Origin of the sequence: Neisseria wadsworthii 9715 (assembly GCF_000227765.1) — a bacterium.
GTDB lineage: Bacteria > Pseudomonadota > Gammaproteobacteria > Burkholderiales > Neisseriaceae > Neisseria > Neisseria wadsworthii.
This window is the reverse complement of sequence record NZ_JH165159.1, coordinates 1697046-1717286: the sequence shown is the minus strand read 5'-3', so window position 1 is coordinate 1717286 and position 20241 is coordinate 1697046. Positions and strand designations below refer to the sequence as shown.

Genomic DNA, 20241 nt, shown 5'->3' with positions numbered 1-20241 from the left:
TTTCAGACAGGCATTTTTTACGGCTGGATTAACCGGTTAACCCAATACTTCTTGTGTTTTCAACACGTCTTCCAGTGTCATGCCGGTTTCAAAGTTTTGGAATGTGATGGTGTTTTTATAAGTGTGCCCGTCTTTCACGCCGGTAAAGGTCAGCGTGTGGGTGGCGTCATTCCAAGAGGCGTTTTTATCGCTCAAGGCTTCGGTAAACACCAGTTTGTCTTTTTCTAGATTGAAATCTTTGATGGTGTCGTGGCCGCTGTTGCTGTTGGTTACAAACACATATTTGTCATAGCCTTCGCCGCTGTCGAGGAAATCGTCGCCCGCGCCGCCGATGAGGATATCGCTGCCGACTTCTCCGCGCAGGATGTCGTTACCGCCGTTGCTGCTGCTGTCGAGCAGGGTCGCCCAGTTGCCTGCGATAAAGCTGCGCACGGCGTCATCGCTGTTGTTGCCCAGATTCTGCTCCACATAAGCGCGCAGGGCTTCGTAGGCTGTGCTGCCGTCGGGCGCAGTGAAGTTGAGCTTTTCGGTGCTGATGTTGTCGCCGAACAGGATGTCGTGGCCGTTGTTGCCCTCGATGGTGTCGTTGGTGGCTTTTACCGTATATACAACGGTGTCATCTCCTGTGCCTTTATTGAAAGTGTTTCGCGTGTCACCGATTAATACATCATTAACCAAGCGGCCTTGCAGTTCGTTGTTGGCGCCGTCGGCATTGTCGGCCACTATGATGCTTTCGCCGTAAGCGTTGCCGCCGGTGTCGTTTACGCGGATCGACAATACCGAATAATCGGTGTCCGTGCCGTTGGCCACTTGGTAAATAATGTCGGGTACGCGGCCGCTGAAGCCTTCGGCCGGTTTGAACACATATTCGCCGCCGAAGTCGATTTGGATGGTGCCCACGCCGTCGATGGTTAATTCTTCGCCCACAGAGGCACTTTTGCCCTTAACGCTGAAGCTCAAGATGCCTGGGTCTTTGCCACCTTTTTCAACGAAATAATCAGTTAACACGTTGCCGCTCAGGTTTTTTTGGCCTTTGCGCATAAATGCGTTTTCATCTTGGTCGATGACCACTGCGCCACCGCCGTATTTGCGGCCTGTGCTGATGATATAGATGTCTTTACCCTGGTTGTCGTCGGCGTCGGTGGATTTTAAGGTAAACGTGTGTTGGCCGGCGTTCAAATCTTTTAGAGATAGAGTGAAGTTGCCTTCGCCGTCAATGTCTTTGATGGTGTAGTGTTCGCGGTCCACTTTAACGCGCACGTTTTCGCTGCCGGCTTCTACTTTGCCTTTGATGTCGATGTCGCGCGAATAGCTGTGCCAGTTGCCGTTATAATCTGAACGCATTACGGCATCTTCGGAAATGACCTGCATACTTTGGTTATTGCCGTCCACCGTGCCGGCGATACGGGTTACGGTTACATTGCCTGAGGCAGATGCCGCTTGCAGCTCGAAGCGCACATCACCGCTCATTTCGGTAAGTCCGTATGCGGTGAAAGTGCCGTCTTCCTTAATTTGGCTTTTGTCAACGGTTGTAAAATACTCCCGTATTGCGGTTTCGCCGTTGTTTTCTTTGGCTGTTCGATAAGTATAGATTTTCACATCGGTGCTGGCCGGGTCAACTTGACCTTTGAATGTGATGGATTGCTTGTTGGTGCTGAAGCGGCCTTGCTCATTTGCTTTGCGGCTGTCGTAGCCGTTCACTTCAAACCATTGTGTAACGCTCATAATTAACCTCTCTGTTTATTTATCGGCCGGCTGTAAATTTATAGCTGTCCGTGATTGTTATTGAAATTATTATATTGATTGTTTTTATTAAATTAATGGGAGCGGCGGGCTGTTTGATTCGGGTAATGCCTGCCTGAAATATAGTAAAAACATTTATAAAAGCTAAAAAGGTTAATTCAATCATTATGAACAACCGGCGCTTATCGGAATGTGTTTGACAATGCTATTCGATTATACCAATCAAATAAATATAAATTAAACAAAAAATATACGGAAATAATCCATTTTTATAAAACATAACACAAAACAAAACTATAATTCTTAAATTTATTTTTAACGTTTTATTTATTTGACGGATAGTTTTTCTTGTTATTATTTATTTTTATACTTAATGTTTGGCGTAGTTGAGTCGTTAATAGTTAAATTAATAATATTCAGACAGGCATTGTTATACAGAGTACTACGCTATATAACGGAATGCCTGTCTGAATATAGATTAGGGTGGGATAAGCTTTACATGGTATGAACAGCTTATTCGGTTTTAACCGCTGTTTTCGGCACTTTGTCTAGGTTCCAATGTGTCACCGTCCAATCCAGCAATTCGCGCGGGTGAACTTTTGCGGGCGCAGCAGGCAGATTCAGATAAGTCATGACCTGCCGCAGTAAATCTTCGCGTTTTTTCGTATCTAGAGCTGGAGCCAGTGTCTGCTTCGACCACTTCTGGCCCAAAGAGTTCACCAGTAGTGGAAGATGGGCATAATGTGGTGTGTTGAAGCACAAACAGCGTTGCAGCCAAATTTGGCGCGGGGTGGAAACCAGCAAATCCTGCCCGCGTACGATGTGCGTAACGCCTTGTTCGGCATCGTCCACTACCACAGCCAGCTGATATGCCCAAAAACCATCTGCACGCAATAACACAAAGTCGCCGATATCGCGCGCCAGATTCTGCGCATAATGCCCGACCACCGCGTCATCAAATCCAATGGTTTCATCCGGCACGCGCAGGCGCCAGGCAGGTGTTTTCGCGTTTGGCGGCGGTGTGTAGCCCTGTACCGCGCAATGCCCGTCGTACACAAAACCGTCTGCGCCAGCGGTTGCCGCTGCCTGCCAGCGTTTGCGGCTGCAATAGCAGGGATAAACTAGGTTCCGCTGTTTTAAATCGGCCAGCGCGGCTTCATACAAGGCATAGCGGCGGCTTTGATAGGCTACTTCGCCGTCCCATTCAAAGCCGAACGCTTCCAGCGTGCGCAAAATATCGTCCGCCGCGCCCGTCATTTCGCGCGGCGGATCCAAATCTTCCATGCGCACCAGCCACTTGCCGCCTTGAGATTTGGCATCGGCATAAGAAGCCAGCGCGGTAAGCAGCGAGCCGATATGGAGCAGACCGGTAGGACTGGGGGCGAAACGTCCGATATACATGATTTGAATGGTGCTGAATGTGAGAAATATTTCAGACAGGCATTTTTGCCGTGATATGCCTGTCTGAAAAAACGATAAGGTATTCTACTCTATTTCAGCACATCCGAAACAGCACCTAAATGCTATAATGCCTGTCTGAAAAAACAATCTGAATGACCATGCAAGCCGATTTCTCCAAACCTGTGCTCGCTATTGATACCAGCACATCGTTTTTATCCCTCGCCCTGCGCGCCAATGGGCAAACATTCCTGTTTCATGAAGAAGCGGGCAACCGCCAGTCCGATTTGATTTTGCCGCAAATCGGCCGATTGCTTGAGCAGGCGGGCATCGCGGCTGCCGACTTGGGCGCAATCGTTTATGCGCAAGGCCCGGGTGCGTTTACCGGTCTGCGTATCGGCGCGGCGGTGGCGCAAGGTTTGGCTGCGCCTTATGGCACATTATTGATTGGCATCCCCTGTTTGGATGCCGTTGCCTACCAGATTCCCGATGCAGAATGCGTATTGGCCGTAACCGACGCGCGCATGGGCGAAGTGTTTTACGCATGGTTCGATACCAAACACCACCGCCGGCTGAGCGATTACCAAGTAGGCAAAGCGGCAGACACCGCCTTACCTGCAAATACCCAAAACCCGCAAGGCATCGGCAATGCTTTCGCCTTACCAGAGCCGCCGCTGTTTGACGGCACGCCTGATATGCCGACTGCCGAAACCTATTTGAACTTGGCGCAAAGCGGCCGCTATCCCGCTCAAGACGCAGCGGCTGCCGAGCTGCTTTATGTGCGCAACAAAATCGCGCTCACCGCAAAAGAGCAGGCCGAGCGCAAAGCGCAGGGGTAAACCGTGAACATCCGCCCCGCCGCCGCTGCCGACTGCCCGACGCTTGCCGCTATCGACCGCATGTGCAACCCTTCGCCGTGGTCAGAAGCGCAGTTTGCCGGTGCACTGGCCAATCAACACGAAACCGTGCTGCTGGCCGAGCAACAGAGCATTGTGTTGGGTTTTATCGTGTGGCACACGCTGTTTGAAACATCCGAGCTGCACCTGATTGCCACCGCGCCCGAACACCGTGGTCGCGGCATCGCCACCGCCCTGATGGCAGAATGGTTTCAGACAGGCATTAAAGAAGGTGCAACGCATTATTATCTGGAAGTGCGCGCCGGCAACGAAAGCGCGCAAGCTTTATACCTGAAACACGGATTTGTCCAAACAGGCCGCCGCCGTGATTATTATTCCCTACCCGGCAACCGGCGCGAAGACGCCCTGATTATGGAGAAAACATGCTGAGCAGCCGCTATCTTCACCTGCACGAAGCGCTCGGATTAGGCCCCATGTGGCTGAAACGCGGCGCCGTAGTGTTGCCCGTCGAATCCGAACAGGCGGTTGCGGTTGACGTTCGCGCCGCCGAAAAGCTTGCTGCGCCGCCGGAAAAGCAACAGCAAGCCTCTGCGCAGGAACAGAAGCCGCTTCCTCCCGCGACCGAGCCTGCATCACAAGTAACCGCTGCACCGCGCCGCGCCGCGCCGACTGCACCGATTTCAGGCGCGCATGCGGCTACACTGGCTTCATTGGGCTTGAAAACCCTGCGTCAGAAAGAACGGGAAGCCGCAGCCGATGAGGCGGCGCAACAGGCCGTTCCGGCGGAGCCGCAACCCGATCCCGACAACACCGTAGCCCGCCACAAACAACGCCTGTCTGAAACCGTTCGCCCGGCCAAGCTCATGATTGTGAGCATCTGCCCGTCGCCGGAAGACAATATCGCAGGGCGGCTTTTCAGCGGCAAAGTGGGCGAACTTTTGGCCAATATGCTGGCCGCCATCGGCATGGACATGCAGCAAACACACCCCACCAGCTGGCTTGACGCTACCGAGTTCAACCCCAATCCCGACACCGCCAAACTCGCCCGCGCACTGCCGCGCATCCGTGCCGAACTCGAGCTTGCCGAGCCGCAGGCCGTATTGTTTCTCGGCCAGTTTTTCACCGCGCCCGAGCAGGCGGATATGATGGACGAACTGTGCGGCGGCCTGCCTGTGTTTACCGTTCCCCATCCCGCCCGCCTGTTGCGCCATCCGCTGCAAAAGGCCGAAGCGTGGGCGGAATTGAAGCGCTTGAGGGAAGTGTTGAAGTAGGCGGAATGGGCAATGCCTGTCTGAAAAAGTGGTTTCAGACAGGCATTTTGATTTTTGTGAGCTACCTACCTGATAGAAAGATTGGTATGTTTTGGCTCGACTCGGGCATTGTCTTCCAAATTAAGCAATCTGTTTACCCTTTCAGTTTCCTGTTGGTTAAGATTGCGCTTCATGGCCGCGCGGCCACTCACTTTCTTTGCTTCGCCAAAGAAAGTAAGCAAAGAAAGGCGACCGCGGTTGCCGGTTTGCTGCGCAAACTGCCCTCACTGCGCGAGATTTTCGGGGCGGCCGCTAGTCTCTTCGCTCCGGGAGCGGCCTTGTTTTCCCAAAAACCTCGCTCTGTTCGGCGGCGCCAGCGGGCGGGCCGGTTGTGGTAAAGATTGCTGAAATTCAAGATAACCGGATTAAGTCGGAATATGGTAGACATTCGATTTTTAAGTTGGTTCGCCAATACTTAAGTTGCATTGCAAATGCTTGTTTGACGGCATGTTTTAAGCAGGCATTTTTATTGTCTATAACATTTGAACCAAACGATATTTAACTTGTCTTAGATAGTAAGCATTTATGATGCTGGGATAATTTCAACTTAGTTTGAATTTACATCATTAATTATGGGAATTTAGGAGTTTTATCATGCAAGTTCTGAACCAACATGAATTAGAGCAAGTTTCTGGTGGTGGTGCAGCGGTTGTAGTCGGTGGAATCATCGTCGTTGCTGCTATAATTTGGTGGGCTAGTGCTCAAAAAGCTCATTAATGATACGTAAAATCAAAATGCCTGTCTGAAAACATTTTTCAGACAGGCATTTTTACGCGTTTTAAGCCAATTCTTCCAGCCAATTCCTCGGCTTCAAAAATTCATTCAGCCGCGCTTCCGGAGAGCCTGCTTCCGGCTCGTAACAGTATTCAAAGCGCACCAGCGGCGGCATCGACATCAAAATGCTCTCCGTTCGCCCGCCGCTTTGCAGGCCGAAGAGGGTGCCGCGGTCCCACACCAGATTAAATTCCACATAGCGGCCGCGGCGGTAAAGTTGGAATTGCCGCTCGCGTTCACCATAGGGCGTGTTTTTGCGCTTGGCTACAATCGGCGCATAGGCTTCGATATAGCCTTCGCCTACCGCGCGGATAAAATTCAGACAGGCATCGAAATCCCAGCGGTTTAAATCGTCGAAAAAGAGGCCGCCTACGCCGCGGGTTTCGCTGCGGTGTTTCAGATAGAAATAATCGTCGCACCATTTTTTGTATTCTTCATACACGCCTTCGCCGAACGGGTGGCATAAATCGCGCGCTACGGTGTGCCAATGCAGGATGTCTTCTTCAAACGGATAAAACGGCGTTAAATCGAAGCCGCCGCCAAACCACCATACCGGCGCTTTGCCTTCGGGATAGGCGATGAAAAAGCGCACGTTGGCATGGCTGGTGGGCACATACGGGTTTTTCGGGTGAATCACCAACGATACGCCCATTGCTTCAAACGGCGCGCCGGCCAGCTCGGGGCGGTGTGCGGTGGCCGAGGCGGGCATGGCGGCGCCTTTCACATGGGAAAAGTTCACGCCCGCCTGCTCGAACACGGCGCCGTTTTTCAATACGCGGCTTTCGCCTGAGCCCAATTTGCTCTGCCAGCGGTCGGCAACAAAACGCGCCGCGCCGTCTTCCGCTTCCAGCGCCGCGCAGATGCGGTTTTGCAGTTGCTGCAAAATGTTTAAAACAACTTGTGTATGCATGATTGTCCTTTGGTTTCGGCTTCGCGGAATGCCGCGCCGCCCGTTTTCAGACAGGCATTATAACGCGAGGCGGTTAAATATAAAGATGCCTGTCTGAAATCGGGTTTCAGACAGGCATCGGGTTGTTACTTCAGCCAAGCACCGATGCGCCCGACAAACCGGTAAACAAACCGGCAATCACGGCGCTCATCAGATTGGATAGGGAGCCGGCAACCACCGCTTTAATGCCCAGTCGCGCCACATCTTTGCGGCGTTTGGGCGCCATGATGCTCAGGCCGCCGACCAACACGGCAATCGAACCCAAATTGGCAAAGCCGCACAAAGCAAAAGAAATAATCGCTTTGGTGGTGTCGCTCAGTTGCACGGCGGCTTCGGGTTTTAAATATTTCACAAATTCGGAATAAGCCACAAATTCGTTAATCACCACTTTCTGCCCGATTAGCGAGCCGGCAATTCCCGCCTCGCTCCACGGCACGCCGATTACCCAAGCCAGCGGCGAAAACAACCAGCCCAAAATCGCCTGCAAAGTCAAATCGCCGTGGCCGAACCAGCCACCGACACCGCCGATAATACCGTTGATCATCGCAATTAATGCCACGAAAGCCAGCAGCGAAGCGCCCACAGCAATGGCAATCTGCGCGCCGGTAACCGCGCCGCTGGCTGCTGCGTCGATTACATTGGTGGGTTTTTCATCTTCGTTTTCCGCCAACACTTCCGCGTCATTTTGCGTTCGTTCTGTTTCTGGCACTAACAGCTTGGCAAACAGCAAGCCGCCCGGTGCAGCCATAAACGAAGCGGCAATCAGGTAAGGCAGCGGCACGCCCATCTGCACATAGCCGGCTAGCACCGAACCTGCCACCGAAGCCAAACCGCCGCTCATCACGGCAAATAGCTCCGACTCGGTCATTCTGCGGATATACGGGCGCACCACCAGCGGCGCTTCAGTCTGCCCCACAAAAATATTGGCCGCCGCCGACATCGATTCTGCTTTTGAGGTACCCAGCATTTTTTGCAGAAAGCCGCCGATTACCTTAATGAGCAGCTGCATCACACCGATGTAGTACAACACGGCCATCAATGATGAGAAAAACACAATCATCGGTAACACGCGCAAGGCAAACACAAAACCGCCGCCGCCAAACACCTCAAACATTTTTTCCGACACCAAGCCGCCAAACAGAAAATCCACGCCATTGTTGCCATAAGCGATTACATTGCTAATGGTTTTGGAAGCTTCGCCCAGCATATCGCGCCCCTGCGGCACATAAAGCACCAACGCACCCAATGCCACCTGAATCAGAAACGCGCCCGCCACAGTGCGGATATTGATGGCTTTGCGGTCGGTGGATAATAAAACGGCAATGGCAATCAATACCGCCATGCCCAGCAAACTGTGTAATACAACCATCGTGCTGTCCTTATGCGAGTCAGATTAAGTGCATTATACAAGCCTGTCTGAAAGTTGGGTTTTTCATTTGCAACTTTAAGCTTGTGATATATTTAGCGGGTATTCTTAAAAAAATTACCACATTCAAGGATGAAACATGAAATACGAATTTACCCTGCCTTCCAGCTCCGGCAACGATTTTGCATCGGCCGAACATCTGCCGCTGATTGTGTATTTCTACCCGAAAGACAGCACGCCCGGCTGCACCACCGAAGGGCTGGATTTCAATGCACGCCTCGACCAATTCAAAGCGCTCGGCTACACCGTGGTGGGCATTTCGCGCGACGGCGTGAAGTCGCACCAGAATTTCTGCGCCAAACAAGGCTTTCAGTTTGAATTGCTGAGCGACAAAGACGAAACCGTATGCAAACTGTTTGACGTGATTAAGCTGAAAAAGCTCTACGGCAAAGAATCGCTCGGCATCGAACGCAGCACTTTCGTGCTCAATAAACAAGGCGAAATCGAACACGAATGGCGCAAAGTGAAAGTGGCGGGGCACGCGCAGGAAGTGTTGGAAGCAGTGAGCAAATAAACAAAAATGCCTGTCTGAAAAACGGTTTCAGACAGGCATCCGCATCAAGAAAGGATAAAAAATGAACCCGCCCGAACCCATCACACTCAGCCTCAACCGCATCCGCTTAGAGCCATTGGGGGCGCAGCACGAGCAAGGTTTGTGCCAAGCGACTGAAGACGGAGAATTGTGGCGGCTGGTGTTTGCCTCAGCGCCCGAGCCCGAACGCGTGGCCGCTTATATCGAAACAGCCCTGAACAAGCCAAACCGATTGGCTTTCGCCGTGATTGACGAAACCAACCGTCAAGTTATCGGCAGCACCAGCTACCACGACATCAACATCCCCGCAGGCCGGCTCGACATCGGCCACACATGGTATGCCCAAAGCTACTGGCGCAGCCGCGCCAACACCACCTGCAAATACCTGCTGCTGCACCATGCGTTTGAAACGCTGGGCTGCCGCACCGTAGGCTGGCGCACCGACATTCTCAACACCCGCTCGCAGCAGGCCATCGAGCGGTTGGGTGCGAAAAAAGACGGCGTATTGCGCGGCTTCCAAACCCGCCGCGACGGCAGCGTGCGCGATACCGTGATGTACAGCATGACCCGCGAAGAGTGGCTCGAAGCCAAGGTGCGTTTGGAAGAGAAGCTCGGTATTTGAGGTCGCGTCCGTTACTGTATAGTAGAAGAAATGCCTGTCTGAAAAGTTTCAGACAGGCATTTTTAATGTCGGTATCTAAACCGGGCGCTCAAAGCAATCATGCAGATTAAGCGCGTTTGCGGAATTCGCCGGTGCGGGTATCGATTTCCACTTTGTCGCCGTTTTCAACGTAAGACATCACTTGGATTTCAGTGCCGCCGACCAAACGTGCGGTTTTCATCACTTTGCCCGAAGTGTCGCCTTTAACGGCAGGCTCGGTGTATTCCACTTCGCGTACGATGATGGTAGGCAATTCAACGGAAATCGGACTGCCTTCGTAGAAGGTTACTTCGCATACGTCTTCCATGCCGTCAACGATGAATTTCAGGTTGTCGCCGATGTTTTCGGCTTCAACTTCGTATTGGTTGAATTCTTCGTCCATGAATACGTACATGGGGTCGGCAAAGTAGCTGTATGTACAGTTTTTGCGTGCCAAAACCACTACGTCGAATTTGTCGTCGGCTTTGTAGATGGTTTCGGTTGCGGCGCCGGTGAGCAGGTTTTTCAGTTTCATGCTTACTTTGGCAGAGGAGCGGCCGCCTTTGATGTATTCGGTTTTTTGCACAACCATCGGGTCGTTGCCTACCATAAATACGTTGCCGGCGCGCAGTTCTTGAGCGGTTTTCATCAGATGATTCTCACTTAAATGTTGAAACAAAATAACGCAGCATTTTAGCTTATTTTTTTAGGGTTTGGCAATTTATTGCCTGTTGTTTTAATCCCTTATGCTGTGTTGCGGTGGAAAAATATCTACGTTGGAACTGCGTTTGATAAATGCTGCCAACTTTTCTGAGGCGCTGCTTTGTGCGAACAGATAGCTGCGCCAGTTTTCCGACTGTGCCTGCCAAAGGGGAAAATGCTGCATCAGGGTTTGCCATGCGGCCAGACGTGTTGCTGCGTTGAGGGTGGTTGCGCCGTTGAGTTCGTTTGAAAGGCTTTGGTGGGCTTGTTTTAAATGCTCCGGCCAGCCGGCTGTTGCTTTCTGCCAAAAGGCGTGCAGTTTGTCGATGTGGGCGTTTTCTTCTTGCGGATAGATAAACCAGAAAAAAGGCTTGGCGGCAAATTGGGTGCGGATAAAGCTGTCTTCGCCGCGCACGATTGCGCCGTCGCATAAGTGCAGCAGTTTGTCGAAATCGCTTTGCGGTATGAAGGGTATGCGCACCAGTTTGACCATGCCTGTCTGAAAAGTGTCGCCGCTGTGTTGCAGCGCGTCTGCGGGCAGGGCGCCGGAGCGTTTGAGGCTTTGAATCACCTGATTGCCAGCCAGCAGCAGTGTTATCGGTTGGCTGCTTTGCCGCCAGGTTTCCAGCCATTGCTGCCAAACCGGGCTTTCATAGCCGAACAGCAGCCATTCGGGCGCGGTTTTTTCAGACAGGCATAAGGACAGCCTGAAATCTTCTATCGGGTATTGAACGAGTTCGGCATAGTTTGTTTCCCGCAGTAATCCGCCGCTTTGTTCGGTAAACCCCATCAGCCAAAAGTATTTTTGTTGGCCGTCGGCTTGAGGAGAGGGCTTGCCGTGCATGGCTTCGGCCCATTCTTCGGCGCTCAGGTATTCCCAATTGAGCCAAAGTGTTTGGTGTGTGCGGATGGCATTTAATACGTTTTCCGGCAAATCGCAGGCGAATGTTTCGATAACCAGATCAGGTGCAGGCGCTTCATTTAAATATTCTGCGTTTTTTCCCGGCTGCCACGGGTAAAGATGGATGTTTTGGTAGCGGCAGGGCAGGCCGGCGGGCAGATCGGGACAAAGGGTGCGCAGCGCGTCGGTATCGTCCAGCCAGAGGTGTACGGCGATGCCGTATTCACGGCTTAAAATCTGCGCCAAACGCCAGCTCACGCCGATGTCGCCGAAGTTGTCGATGACTGTGCAAAACAGCCAGCATACTGGGAATTTTTGTTCAATTTGCATGGTGATAATAGGTTAACCTTTGAGTGATAAGGTTTTACGCTGCTTTGGGTATTTGTCAAGCGTTAAATTTAAAATTTTTTTTGCTTATCCACATTGACAAAACAGTTTTACGAAACACTAAGAAAAAATTTAATTTTTGCCCTTGACAAGCTGAAAATCATTTTAAGTTTTTGAAAAATATCAATTTTATTAAATTGACTAATTTTTAATCAGGCTTGGTGCGATACCTGATTTATCGGGAAAAATGTAAAAATCCCACAAGTAGTCCACAAAATTATCCACAGCTTTTGTGGGTAAGCTTTGAAACCCCCGATATATCGATTTTTATCGTTTCGGAATAAAAAATCTGCCTGTTGGAAAGCCCGTCTGAAAGCATGAAGGCAAAGAAGATTTTATTCTCGGTTTATGCTAAAATTCGAATAATTTTTCTCGATTAATTGTCAGACTTACCATGACCGACGCAACCACACGCAACGACCATCATTTTGCCAAAGAAACCATCCCCGTCAGCCTAGAAGAAGAAATGCGCCGCAGCTACCTGGATTACGCCATGAGCGTGATTGTGGGGCGTGCGCTGCCGGATGTGCGCGACGGCTTGAAGCCTGTGCACCGCCGTGTGCTGTATGCCATGCACGAGCTGAAAAACAATTGGAACAGTGCATATAAAAAGTCTGCCCGTATCGTCGGCGACGTAATCGGTAAATATCACCCGCACGGCGACAGTCCGGTTTATGAAACCATTGTGCGGATGGCACAGCCTTTTTCATTACGTTATATGTTGGTAGACGGCCAAGGTAACTTCGGCTCGATTGACGGCGACGGTGCGGCGGCGATGCGTTATACCGAAATCCGCATGGCAAAAATCGCGCATGAAATGCTGGCGGATATCGAAGAAGAAACTGTAAATTTCGGTCCCAACTATGATGGCAGCGAGCATGAACCTTTGGTGCTTCCCACCCGTTTCCCTGCGCTGTTGGTAAACGGTTCTTCCGGTATTGCCGTAGGTATGGCAACCAATATCCCGCCGCACAACCTGACCGACACCGTTGATGCCTGTCTGAAGCTATTGTCTGATTCCGAAACCGATATTGATGAATTAATCAGCATTATCAGAGCGCCCGATTTTCCAACGGGCGCCACGATTTACGGCCTAAGCGGCGTGCGCGAAGGCTACAAAACCGGCCGTGGCCGCGTGGTGATGCGCGGTAAAACCCATATCGAACCGATTGGTAAAAACGGCGAACGCGAAGCCATCATCATTGATGAAATTCCCTATCAGGTGAATAAAGCCAAGCTGGTAGAAAAAATCGGCGAATTGGTGCGCGATAAAGTGCTGGAAGGCATTTCCGACTTGCGCGACGAATCCGACAAATCGGGCATGCGCGTGGTTATCGAGCTGAAACGCAACGAAAATGCTGAAGTGGTTTTAAACCAACTCTACAAACTCACCCAGCTGCAAGACAGCTTCGGCATCAATATGGTGGCTTTGGTCGACGGCCAGCCGCGCCTGCTGAATCTGAAGCAGATTTTGGGCGAGTTTCTGCGCCACCGCCGCGAAGTAGTAACCCGCCGCACACTGTTCCGCCTGAAAAAAGCGCGTCATGAAGGGCATATTGCAGAAGGCAAAGCCGTAGCCCTTTCGAATATCGACGAAATGATCCGCCTGATTAAAGGATCCGCCGATGCGCCGGAAGCCAAAGAAAAGCTGTTGGCCCGCCCGTGGCGCTCCGGTTTGGTTGAAGACATGCTTTCGCGCACCGATTTGGATTTGCGCATGGCCCGCCCCGAAGGCCTGTCTGAAAAGCTCGGTTTGCAAGGTGACGGTTATTATTTGAGCGACTTGCAGGCCGATGCCATCTTGCGCATGAGCCTGCGTAACCTGACCGGCCTGGATCAGGATACCATTGTTACCGACTATAAAAACATTATGGCGCAGATTATTGATTTCTTGGATATTCTGGCCAAACCCGAGCGCATCACACAAATCATCCATGAAGAATTGGAAGAAATCAAAGCGAATTTCGGCGACGGCCGCCGCAGCGAAATCAACCCGTTTGGCGGCGACATCGCCGACGAAGACCTGATTCCGCCGAGAGAAATGGTGGTAACGCTCACGCACGGCGGCTACATCAAAACCCAGCCGACCACCGATTATCAAGCACAGCGTCGCGGCGGACGCGGCAAACAGGCTGCGGCAACCAAAGATGAAGACTTTATCGAAACCTTATTCGTGGCCAATACCCACGATTATCTGATGTGTTTTACCAACTTCGGTAAATGCCATTGGATTAAAGTGTACAAATTGCCCGAAGGCGGTCGTAACAGCCGCGGGCGTCCGATTAACAATGTGATTCAATTGGACGAAGGCGAAAAAGTCAGCGCGATTTTGGCAGTGCGCGAATTCCCTGAAGACGAATATGTTTTCTTTGCCACTGCGCAAGGCATGGTGAAAAAAGTGCAATTATCCGCATTCAAAAACGTGCGGGCGCAAGGCATTAAAGCCATTGCTTTAAAAGAAGGCGATTCACTGGTGGGTGTGGCCAGAACTTCGGGCATCAGCGATATTATGTTGTTCTCGAACTTGGGCAAAGCGATCCGTTTCAATGAATATTACGATCGTAACGGTGATGCCGACGAAGTGGAAAACGAAGATTCAGACAACGTGCTGGAACATGAGGGCGAAGAAAACGGTGATACTTCCGCGTTCAAAGGTAACGGCGTCCGTCCGTCCGGACGAGGCAGTGGCGGTTTGCGGGGTATGCGCTTGCCTTCAGAAGGCCGCATCGTCAGCCTGATTACATTCTCTCCAGAGTGTGAGCAGGATGAAACGCTCCAAGTGTTGACGGCAACTGAAAACGGCTATGGCAAACGCACGCCGATTGCGGATTACAGCCGCAAAGGCAAAGGCGGGCAAGGTAATATTGCCATCAATACCGGCGAACGCAACGGGGAATTAGTGGCAGCGACACTGGTTGCCCAAACTGACGATTTGATGTTGATTACCAGCGGCGGCGTGCTTATCCGCACCAAAGTCGACCAAATCCGTGAAACCGGTCGTGCAGCAGCGGGCGTAAGGCTGATTAATCTGGATGAAGGCGAAACACTGGTTAGCTTGGAGCGGGTGGCAGAAGAGCCGGAAGAAGAGGGCTTGGAGAGCGAAGCGGCTGAATTGGAAGCACAAGCTGTAGAAAATGAAGCATCTCAAACAAATGATGGTGAAGCTGAGTAATTACTATAGTTAACTATATGCCTGTCTGAAAACTTTTTTGATAGCCAAGCCGTCAATATTCGTTTGCGGTTTGGTTATCTAAATTAACTTTCCGGAATTATACGAACAGGCTTGAAATTAAATATTTTTGAATTTTGGAGCATGAACCAGTTTCAGAACTATATCAAACCCAAACATAGTCAAATAAAACAATGCCTGTCTGAAACCATATTTCAGACAGGCATTGTTTTATTTGCCGTGTTCAGAATTATTTTTCCTGAAGCAGGCGCTGGCGGATGTTGAAATCTTCCAAGCTTTCCAAATTTCTCAGGAATCGGGAAAGTTCGCTTAATGCGCCCTGATAAACATCCCTTTTGAAATCAATTACTTCTTCTATCGGTGCCCAGTATTCATGCCACCGCCAGCCGTCAAATTCAGGATGGCTGGTTGCACGTAAATGCACATCGCTTTCGCGGCCGATCAGTTTCAACAAATACCAGATTTGCTTCTGGCCGCGGTAGGAACCGCGCCATTCGCGGCGCACCCAATGGGTAGGCACATCATAGCGCAGCCAGTCGCGCGTGCGGCCCAGGATTCTGACATGGTGCGGCAAAAGGCCGACTTCTTCCAGCAGCTCGCGGTACATGGCGGTTTCCGGGCTTTCTCCGGGCTTGATGCCGCCTTGGGGGAATTGCCAGGAATGTTCGCGAACCCGTTTTCCCCAGAATACTTCGTTGCGGTCGTTGATTAAGATGATGCCGACATTGGGGCGATATCCTTCTCTGTCCAACATAGTGTCGCCCTTATCATAAATAAAAATTAACCCTGCGATTTTCCCATATATATGCCTGTCTGAAAAGGCTTGGGCGGAATCAGATGGCTTGGGAATCATGAATGACAATTGAATAGAATATTTTCCTGCTTTTTATGCGACAAGCGTTAAAAAATGTTGATATTTGTGCTGTTTTTGCTTGCATTGACAAAGTTTTTGCCGTTTAATTGCCTGCAACCGCCGTGTAGTCGAATTCATGCTTGCGTATTGATCAAACTAGCGGCCGGCCACTCTTGTTGTATGCGCCCTTAAACGCGGAAGCGATATAAGGCGATGCACTTTTGGGAATGTTTTTTTGTTTATTTCGATGAAGGACAAACTAATGAAAAAAACTCTGTTGGTTTCTGCTTTTGCAGGCTTGTTTTTGGCGGCATGCGGTGGCTCCGGCAACACGCAAGACGGCCAAAAAGCAAGCGGCTCAGAAAACCGTGCAGCAAGTACCGAACAACAAGCGGCGGCACCTTCCGCTACGGGCAAGCTGAATATTTACAACTGGTCGGATTATGTTGATCCGGAAACTGTGGCCGAGTTTGAAAAGGCCAACGGTGTGAAAGTGCGCTACGATGTGTACGACAGCAATGAAACGCTGGAAGCGAAAGTGCTTACCGGCAAATCAGGTTACGATTTGGTGGCGCCTTCGATCGCCAATGTGGGCCGTCAGATTAAAGCCGGTGCTTATCAGCCGGTGGATAAGAGCTTGATTTCCAACTACAACAATATCGATCCCGAATTGTTGACCATGATGGCGAAAGTCGATCCGGGCAATAAATATGCCGTGCCTTACTTTTGGGGCATCAATACGCTGGCAATCAATAAAGATAAAGTTGCCAAAGCCTTGGGAACAGACAAACTGCCTGAAAACGAATGGGATTTGGTGTTTAATCCCGAATATACAGCCAAGCTGAAATCTTGCGGCATCAATTTTCTCGACAGCCCGACCGAGCAATATCCGCTCGCTTTGAATTACTTGGGTAAAGACCCGAATAGTGAAAGAGAAGAAGATCTGCAAGCGGCTACCGAGATGATGAAGAAAGTGCGCGGCGATATCAAACGCTTCAGTTCGTCCGGCTACATCAATGATATGGCGGGCGGTGACTTGTGTGTGGCAATCGGTTATGGCGGCGATTTAAACATTGCTAAAAACCGTGCTAAAGAAGCGGGTAATGGTGTGAACCTGGAAGTGCTGACACCTAAAACAGGTGTGGGTATCTGGATTGATTCGTTTATGATTCCGAAAGGTGCTGAAAACGTAGCCAATGCCCATAAATACATCAACTACACGCTTGATCCGAAAGTGGCAGCGAAAAACGGTAATTTTGTCACTTACGCTCCGGCCAGCAAACCTGCGCGTGAGCTGATGGAAAAAGAATTTTCTGGAGATAATTCGATTTTCCCGAATGAGCAGGTTAAAGCTAAGAGCTTTGTGGTGTTGCCGAAGTCTCCGCAAGGTGTGAAGCTGCAAACCCGTTTGTGGCAGCAGTTTAAAGCGAATAAATAAATCGTATGCCTGTGAAAAAAGCTCCGTATTAAGAATTCGGGGCTTTTTTCACACAGGCATTTTTTGATTGGTATAGTCATCTACTTACATAATCAAGATAGCGTCATACCCAGGTTTGAAGTGAACATCTCATTTCTTAAGATGGTCGGAACTCAAGATACTTAAAGAATTCCTGTCTGAAAAGTAGTTTTCAGACAGGCATTTTCATTAGTTCGGCTACTCGTCATACTCGGGTTTGATTCGAGTTTGCGGATGCTGTTATCAAAATTTAGGGCTAATCTACTTCAGCTCCTCAAAAAAACGGGATATTAATTATCCCGTTTTTGTTCAGATAAACATTTATTTAATGCCTGTCTGAAAAATTAACAGCGTACCGTTTAACATTTAAACTTTAACAGTCTCAGCCACTTCATTGTAGCTGTCGATTTCGTTGAAGTTCATGTAACGGTAGATTTGGTCGCCTTGTTCGTTGATGATACCGATGTTGGCTTGGTATTCTTCAATAGTCGGGATTTTACCCAGTTTCGAACAAATGGCAGCCAATTCCGCAGAACCCAAGAACACGTTGGTGTTTTTACCCAAACGGTTCGGGAAGTTGCGGGTGGAAGTGGACATCACGGTAGCGCCTTCGCGCACTTGTGCTTGGTTACCCATGCACAATGAGCAGCCCGGCATTTCCATGCGCGCACCGGCACGACCCAATACGCCGTAGTGGCCCTCGTTGGTCAGCTCTTGCGCATCCATTTTGGTCGGCGGCGCCACCCACAGGCGAACCGGAATATCGCTCTTGCCTTCCAACAACTTGGAAGCGGCACGGAAGTGGCCGATGTTGGTCATGCACGAACCGATGAACACTTCGTCGATCACGGTGCCGGATTTTTCAGACATGAAGCACACGTCGTCCGGATCGTTCGGGCAGGCAATGATCGGCTCTTTGATGTCGTCCATATTGATGTCGATCACGGCCGCGTATTCCGCGTCTTTGTCGGCTTCCAAGAGCTGAGGATCTGCCAGCCAAGCTTCCATGGCTTTGATGCGGCGCTCCAGCGTGCGCGGATCTTTGTAGCCGTCGGCAATCATGTTTTTCATCAACACCACGTTGGACTTCATGTACTCGATAATCGGCTCTTTGTTGAGCTTCACAGTACAACCTGCGGCAGAACGTTCGGCAGAGGCATCCGACAATTCAAATGCTTGCTCCACTTTCAAATCGGGCAAGCCTTCGATTTCCAAGATGCGGCCGGAGAAGATGTTTTTCTTGCCGGCTTTGGCCACGGTCAGCAAACCTTGTTTGATGGCGTACAACGGAATGGCGTTGACCAAGTCGCGCAGAGTGACGCCCGGTTGCAATTTGCCGCTGAAGCGTACCAATACGGATTCAGGCATATCCAAAGGCATTACGCCGGTGGCGGCGGCAAACGCCACCAAGCCGGAACCTGCCGGGAAGGAAATACCCAATGGGAAACGGGTGTGCGAGTCGCCGCCGGTGCCGACAGTATCGGGCAGCAGCAAGCGGTTCAGCCACGAGTGGATCACGCCGTCGCCCGGACGCAGAGACACGCCGCCGCGGGTAGAAATAAATTCGGGCAGCTCTTTATGGGTTTTCACGTCCACCGGTTTCGGATAAGCGGCGGTATGGCAGAAAGACTGCATCACCAAGTCGGCGGAGAAGCCCAAGCAAGCCAAGTCTTTCAGCTCGTCGCGGGTCATCGGGCCGGTGGTGTCTTGGGAACCCACGGTGGTCATGCGCGGTTCGCAGTAAGTGCCGGGGCGCACGCCTTGGCCTTCGGGCAGGCTACAGGCACGACCGACCATTTTTTGCGCCAAGGTAAAGCCGGCATTGCTTTCGGCAGGTGCTTGCGGCAGGCGGAATTCGGTAGATGCGGGCAAGCCTAAAGCTTCGCGGGCTTTGGCAGTCAGGCCGCGACCGATAATCAGGTTAATACGGCCGCCGGCTTGTACTTCGTCCAGCAATACTTGTGATTTCAATTGGAATTCGGCAACGGTTTCGCCGTTTTTCACAATCTTGCCTTCGTAAGGCAGGATATCGACTACATCGCCCATTTTCAGTTGCGATACGTCAACCTCAATCGGCAATGCGCCTGAGTCTTCTTGAGTGTTGAAGAAAATCGGAGCGATTTTGCCGCCCAAGCATACGCCGCCGTAGCGTTTGTTCGGTACAAAAGGAATGTCCAAACCGGTATGCCAGATTACGGAGTTGGTGGCGGATTTACGGGAAGAGCCGGTACCTACTACATCGCCCACATAAGCAACGGGGTGGCCTTTGGCTTTCAATTCTTCCAGCAGCTTGATGGGGCCGACTTCACCGGGTTTGTCGGGGCTGATGCCGTCACGCGGGTTTTTCAGCATGGCTAACGCGTGCAGCGGAATGTCGGGGCGGCTCCATGCGTCGGGAGCGGGAGAGAGGTCGTCGGTATTGGTTTCGCCGTCTACTTTGAATACGGTAACGGTGATTTTTTCAGGCACTTTTTCGCGTGAAGTGAACCATTCGGCGTTGGCCCAAGATTCCAAAACGGCTTTGGCGTGTGCATTGCCTTTTTCAGCTTTTTCTTGAACGTCGTGGAAAGAGTCGAACATCAACAGGGTGTGTTTCAGACCTTCGGCGGCAATGGGCGCCAGTTTGTCGTTGTCGAGAAGCTCAATCAGCGGGTGGATGTTGTAGCCGCCGAGCATGGTGCCCAAGAGTTCGGTTGCGTATTCGGGAGACACCAGCGGGCTGGTTGCGCTGCCTTCGGCTACGGCTGCGAGGAAAGATGCTTTGACTTTGGAGGCATCGTCCACACCGGGCGGCACGCGGTTGGCGAGCAGGTCTACCAAAAACTCACCTTCGCCTGCGGGCGGGTTTTTCAGCAATTCAACCAAATCGGCGGTTTGCTGGGCGGTGAGCGGAAGGGCGGGAATGCCCAGAGCTTCGCGCTCTGCGGCGGCTTTGCGATAGGCTTCTAACATCATTTGTTCCTTTATGCGTGTTTTTCTTCTGAAACCGCATGTAGTCATGCGGACTTACCAGCTATCATAAACTAAATTTTATGAAACAGGAAGAGTTTATAAAGCTTAGTTTTTGCTTGATTCACGAAGTGGTGTTTTGAGGGTGATGCCTGTCTGAAAGCTTCATGGGAT

The 20241-nt window shown here is 51.0% G+C and carries 17 protein-coding genes; 9 read left to right on the top strand and 8 right to left on the bottom strand.

Annotated elements, in window-relative coordinates:
* Window positions 1-36: 36 nt before the first annotated feature.
* The gene (locus tag HMPREF9370_RS12565) at window positions 37-1725 is read right to left on the bottom strand and encodes a calcium-binding protein (protein ID WP_009116916.1); all 1689 of its coding nucleotides are present in this window, start codon (window positions 1723-1725) and stop codon (window positions 37-39) included.
* A 531-nt stretch (window positions 1726-2256) separates the two neighbouring features.
* Window positions 2257-3144 carry a tRNA glutamyl-Q(34) synthetase GluQRS gene (gluQRS, locus tag HMPREF9370_RS07915; RefSeq protein ID WP_009116914.1) on the bottom strand — a complete coding sequence of 296 codons (888 nt, stop codon included), beginning with the start codon at window positions 3142-3144 and terminating at the stop codon, window positions 2257-2259.
* 158 nt (window positions 3145-3302) lie between these two features.
* On the opposite strand from gluQRS, the gene tsaB reads away from it, so the two are divergent.
* The 5 genes from tsaB (at window position 3303) to HMPREF9370_RS11825 (ending at window position 6025) form a co-directional block, all read left to right on the top strand.
* Window positions 3303-3980, top strand: a complete 678-nt coding sequence (gene tsaB / locus HMPREF9370_RS07910; RefSeq protein ID WP_040667565.1) for a tRNA (adenosine(37)-N6)-threonylcarbamoyltransferase complex dimerization subunit type 1 TsaB — start codon at window positions 3303-3305, stop codon at window positions 3978-3980.
* Between the two features lie 3 nt (window positions 3981-3983).
* Window positions 3984-4427 carry a ribosomal protein S18-alanine N-acetyltransferase gene (rimI, locus tag HMPREF9370_RS07905; RefSeq protein WP_009116912.1) on the top strand — a complete coding sequence of 148 codons (444 nt, stop codon included), beginning with the start codon at window positions 3984-3986 and terminating at the stop codon, window positions 4425-4427.
* Window positions 4421-5269, top strand: coding sequence for a uracil-DNA glycosylase family protein (locus tag HMPREF9370_RS07900; RefSeq protein ID WP_009116911.1), 849 nt, complete (start codon window positions 4421-4423; stop codon window positions 5267-5269). The genes rimI and HMPREF9370_RS07900 overlap by 7 nt, the downstream gene beginning before the upstream one ends.
* A complete protein-coding gene (locus tag HMPREF9370_RS07895; protein WP_156792987.1) occupies window positions 5230-5646 on the top strand; it encodes a hypothetical protein in 417 nt (138 codons plus the stop codon). The genes HMPREF9370_RS07900 and HMPREF9370_RS07895 overlap by 40 nt, the downstream gene beginning before the upstream one ends.
* A 256-nt stretch (window positions 5647-5902) precedes the next feature.
* On the top strand, window positions 5903-6025 hold the full coding sequence (locus HMPREF9370_RS11825) for a class IIb bacteriocin, lactobin A/cerein 7B family (protein ID WP_009116908.1): 123 nt from the start codon (window positions 5903-5905) through the stop codon (window positions 6023-6025).
* A gap of 61 nt (window positions 6026-6086) precedes the next feature.
* On the opposite strand, the gene hemF is transcribed toward HMPREF9370_RS11825, so the two are convergent.
* Window positions 6087-6992, bottom strand: coding sequence for an oxygen-dependent coproporphyrinogen oxidase (gene hemF / locus HMPREF9370_RS07890; RefSeq protein WP_009116907.1), 906 nt, complete (start codon window positions 6990-6992; stop codon window positions 6087-6089).
* Between the two features lie 130 nt (window positions 6993-7122).
* Window positions 7123-8400, bottom strand: coding sequence for a NupC/NupG family nucleoside CNT transporter (locus HMPREF9370_RS07885; RefSeq protein WP_009116906.1), 1278 nt, complete (start codon window positions 8398-8400; stop codon window positions 7123-7125).
* A gap of 136 nt (window positions 8401-8536) precedes the next feature.
* On the opposite strand from HMPREF9370_RS07885, the gene HMPREF9370_RS07880 reads away from it, so the two are divergent.
* Window positions 8537-8971, top strand: a complete 435-nt coding sequence (locus HMPREF9370_RS07880) for a peroxiredoxin (protein ID WP_009116905.1) — start codon at window positions 8537-8539, stop codon at window positions 8969-8971.
* Between the two features lie 61 nt (window positions 8972-9032).
* Window positions 9033-9611: a GNAT family N-acetyltransferase gene (locus HMPREF9370_RS07875; RefSeq protein ID WP_009116904.1), complete on the top strand. Its 579-nt coding sequence runs from the start codon at window positions 9033-9035 to the stop codon at window positions 9609-9611.
* A 106-nt stretch (window positions 9612-9717) separates the two neighbouring features.
* Here the strand turns inward: HMPREF9370_RS07875 and efp are convergent, their stop codons facing one another.
* Together efp and earP are read right to left on the bottom strand one after the other, a co-directional pair.
* Complete coding sequence (efp, locus tag HMPREF9370_RS07870) at window positions 9718-10278, bottom strand: elongation factor P (RefSeq protein ID WP_009116903.1); 561 nt, start codon at window positions 10276-10278, stop codon at window positions 9718-9720.
* An 87-nt stretch (window positions 10279-10365) separates the two neighbouring features.
* The gene (gene earP / locus HMPREF9370_RS07865; protein ID WP_009116902.1) at window positions 10366-11562 is read right to left on the bottom strand and encodes an elongation factor P maturation arginine rhamnosyltransferase EarP; all 1197 of its coding nucleotides are present in this window, start codon (window positions 11560-11562) and stop codon (window positions 10366-10368) included.
* 451 nt (window positions 11563-12013) lie between these two features.
* Between earP and gyrA the strand changes: the two genes are divergently transcribed.
* Window positions 12014-14791 carry a DNA gyrase subunit A gene (gyrA, locus tag HMPREF9370_RS07860; protein ID WP_009116901.1) on the top strand — a complete coding sequence of 926 codons (2778 nt, stop codon included), beginning with the start codon at window positions 12014-12016 and terminating at the stop codon, window positions 14789-14791.
* Between the two features lie 247 nt (window positions 14792-15038).
* On the opposite strand, the gene HMPREF9370_RS07855 is transcribed toward gyrA, so the two are convergent.
* On the bottom strand, window positions 15039-15563 hold the full coding sequence (locus HMPREF9370_RS07855; protein WP_040667562.1) for an RNA pyrophosphohydrolase: 525 nt from the start codon (window positions 15561-15563) through the stop codon (window positions 15039-15041).
* Window positions 15564-15924: 361 nt separating this feature from the next.
* Here HMPREF9370_RS07855 and HMPREF9370_RS07850 point away from each other — a divergent pair, with 361 nt between their 5' ends.
* Window positions 15925-17100 (top strand): polyamine ABC transporter substrate-binding protein, encoded by a 1176-nt coding sequence (locus HMPREF9370_RS07850; protein ID WP_040667065.1) that lies wholly within the window; start codon window positions 15925-15927, stop codon window positions 17098-17100.
* A 384-nt stretch (window positions 17101-17484) separates the two neighbouring features.
* Here the strand turns inward: HMPREF9370_RS07850 and acnB are convergent, their stop codons facing one another.
* Window positions 17485-20070, bottom strand: coding sequence for a bifunctional aconitate hydratase 2/2-methylisocitrate dehydratase (gene acnB, locus HMPREF9370_RS07845; protein WP_040667064.1), 2586 nt, complete (start codon window positions 20068-20070; stop codon window positions 17485-17487).
* Window positions 20071-20241: the final 171 nt, after the last annotated feature.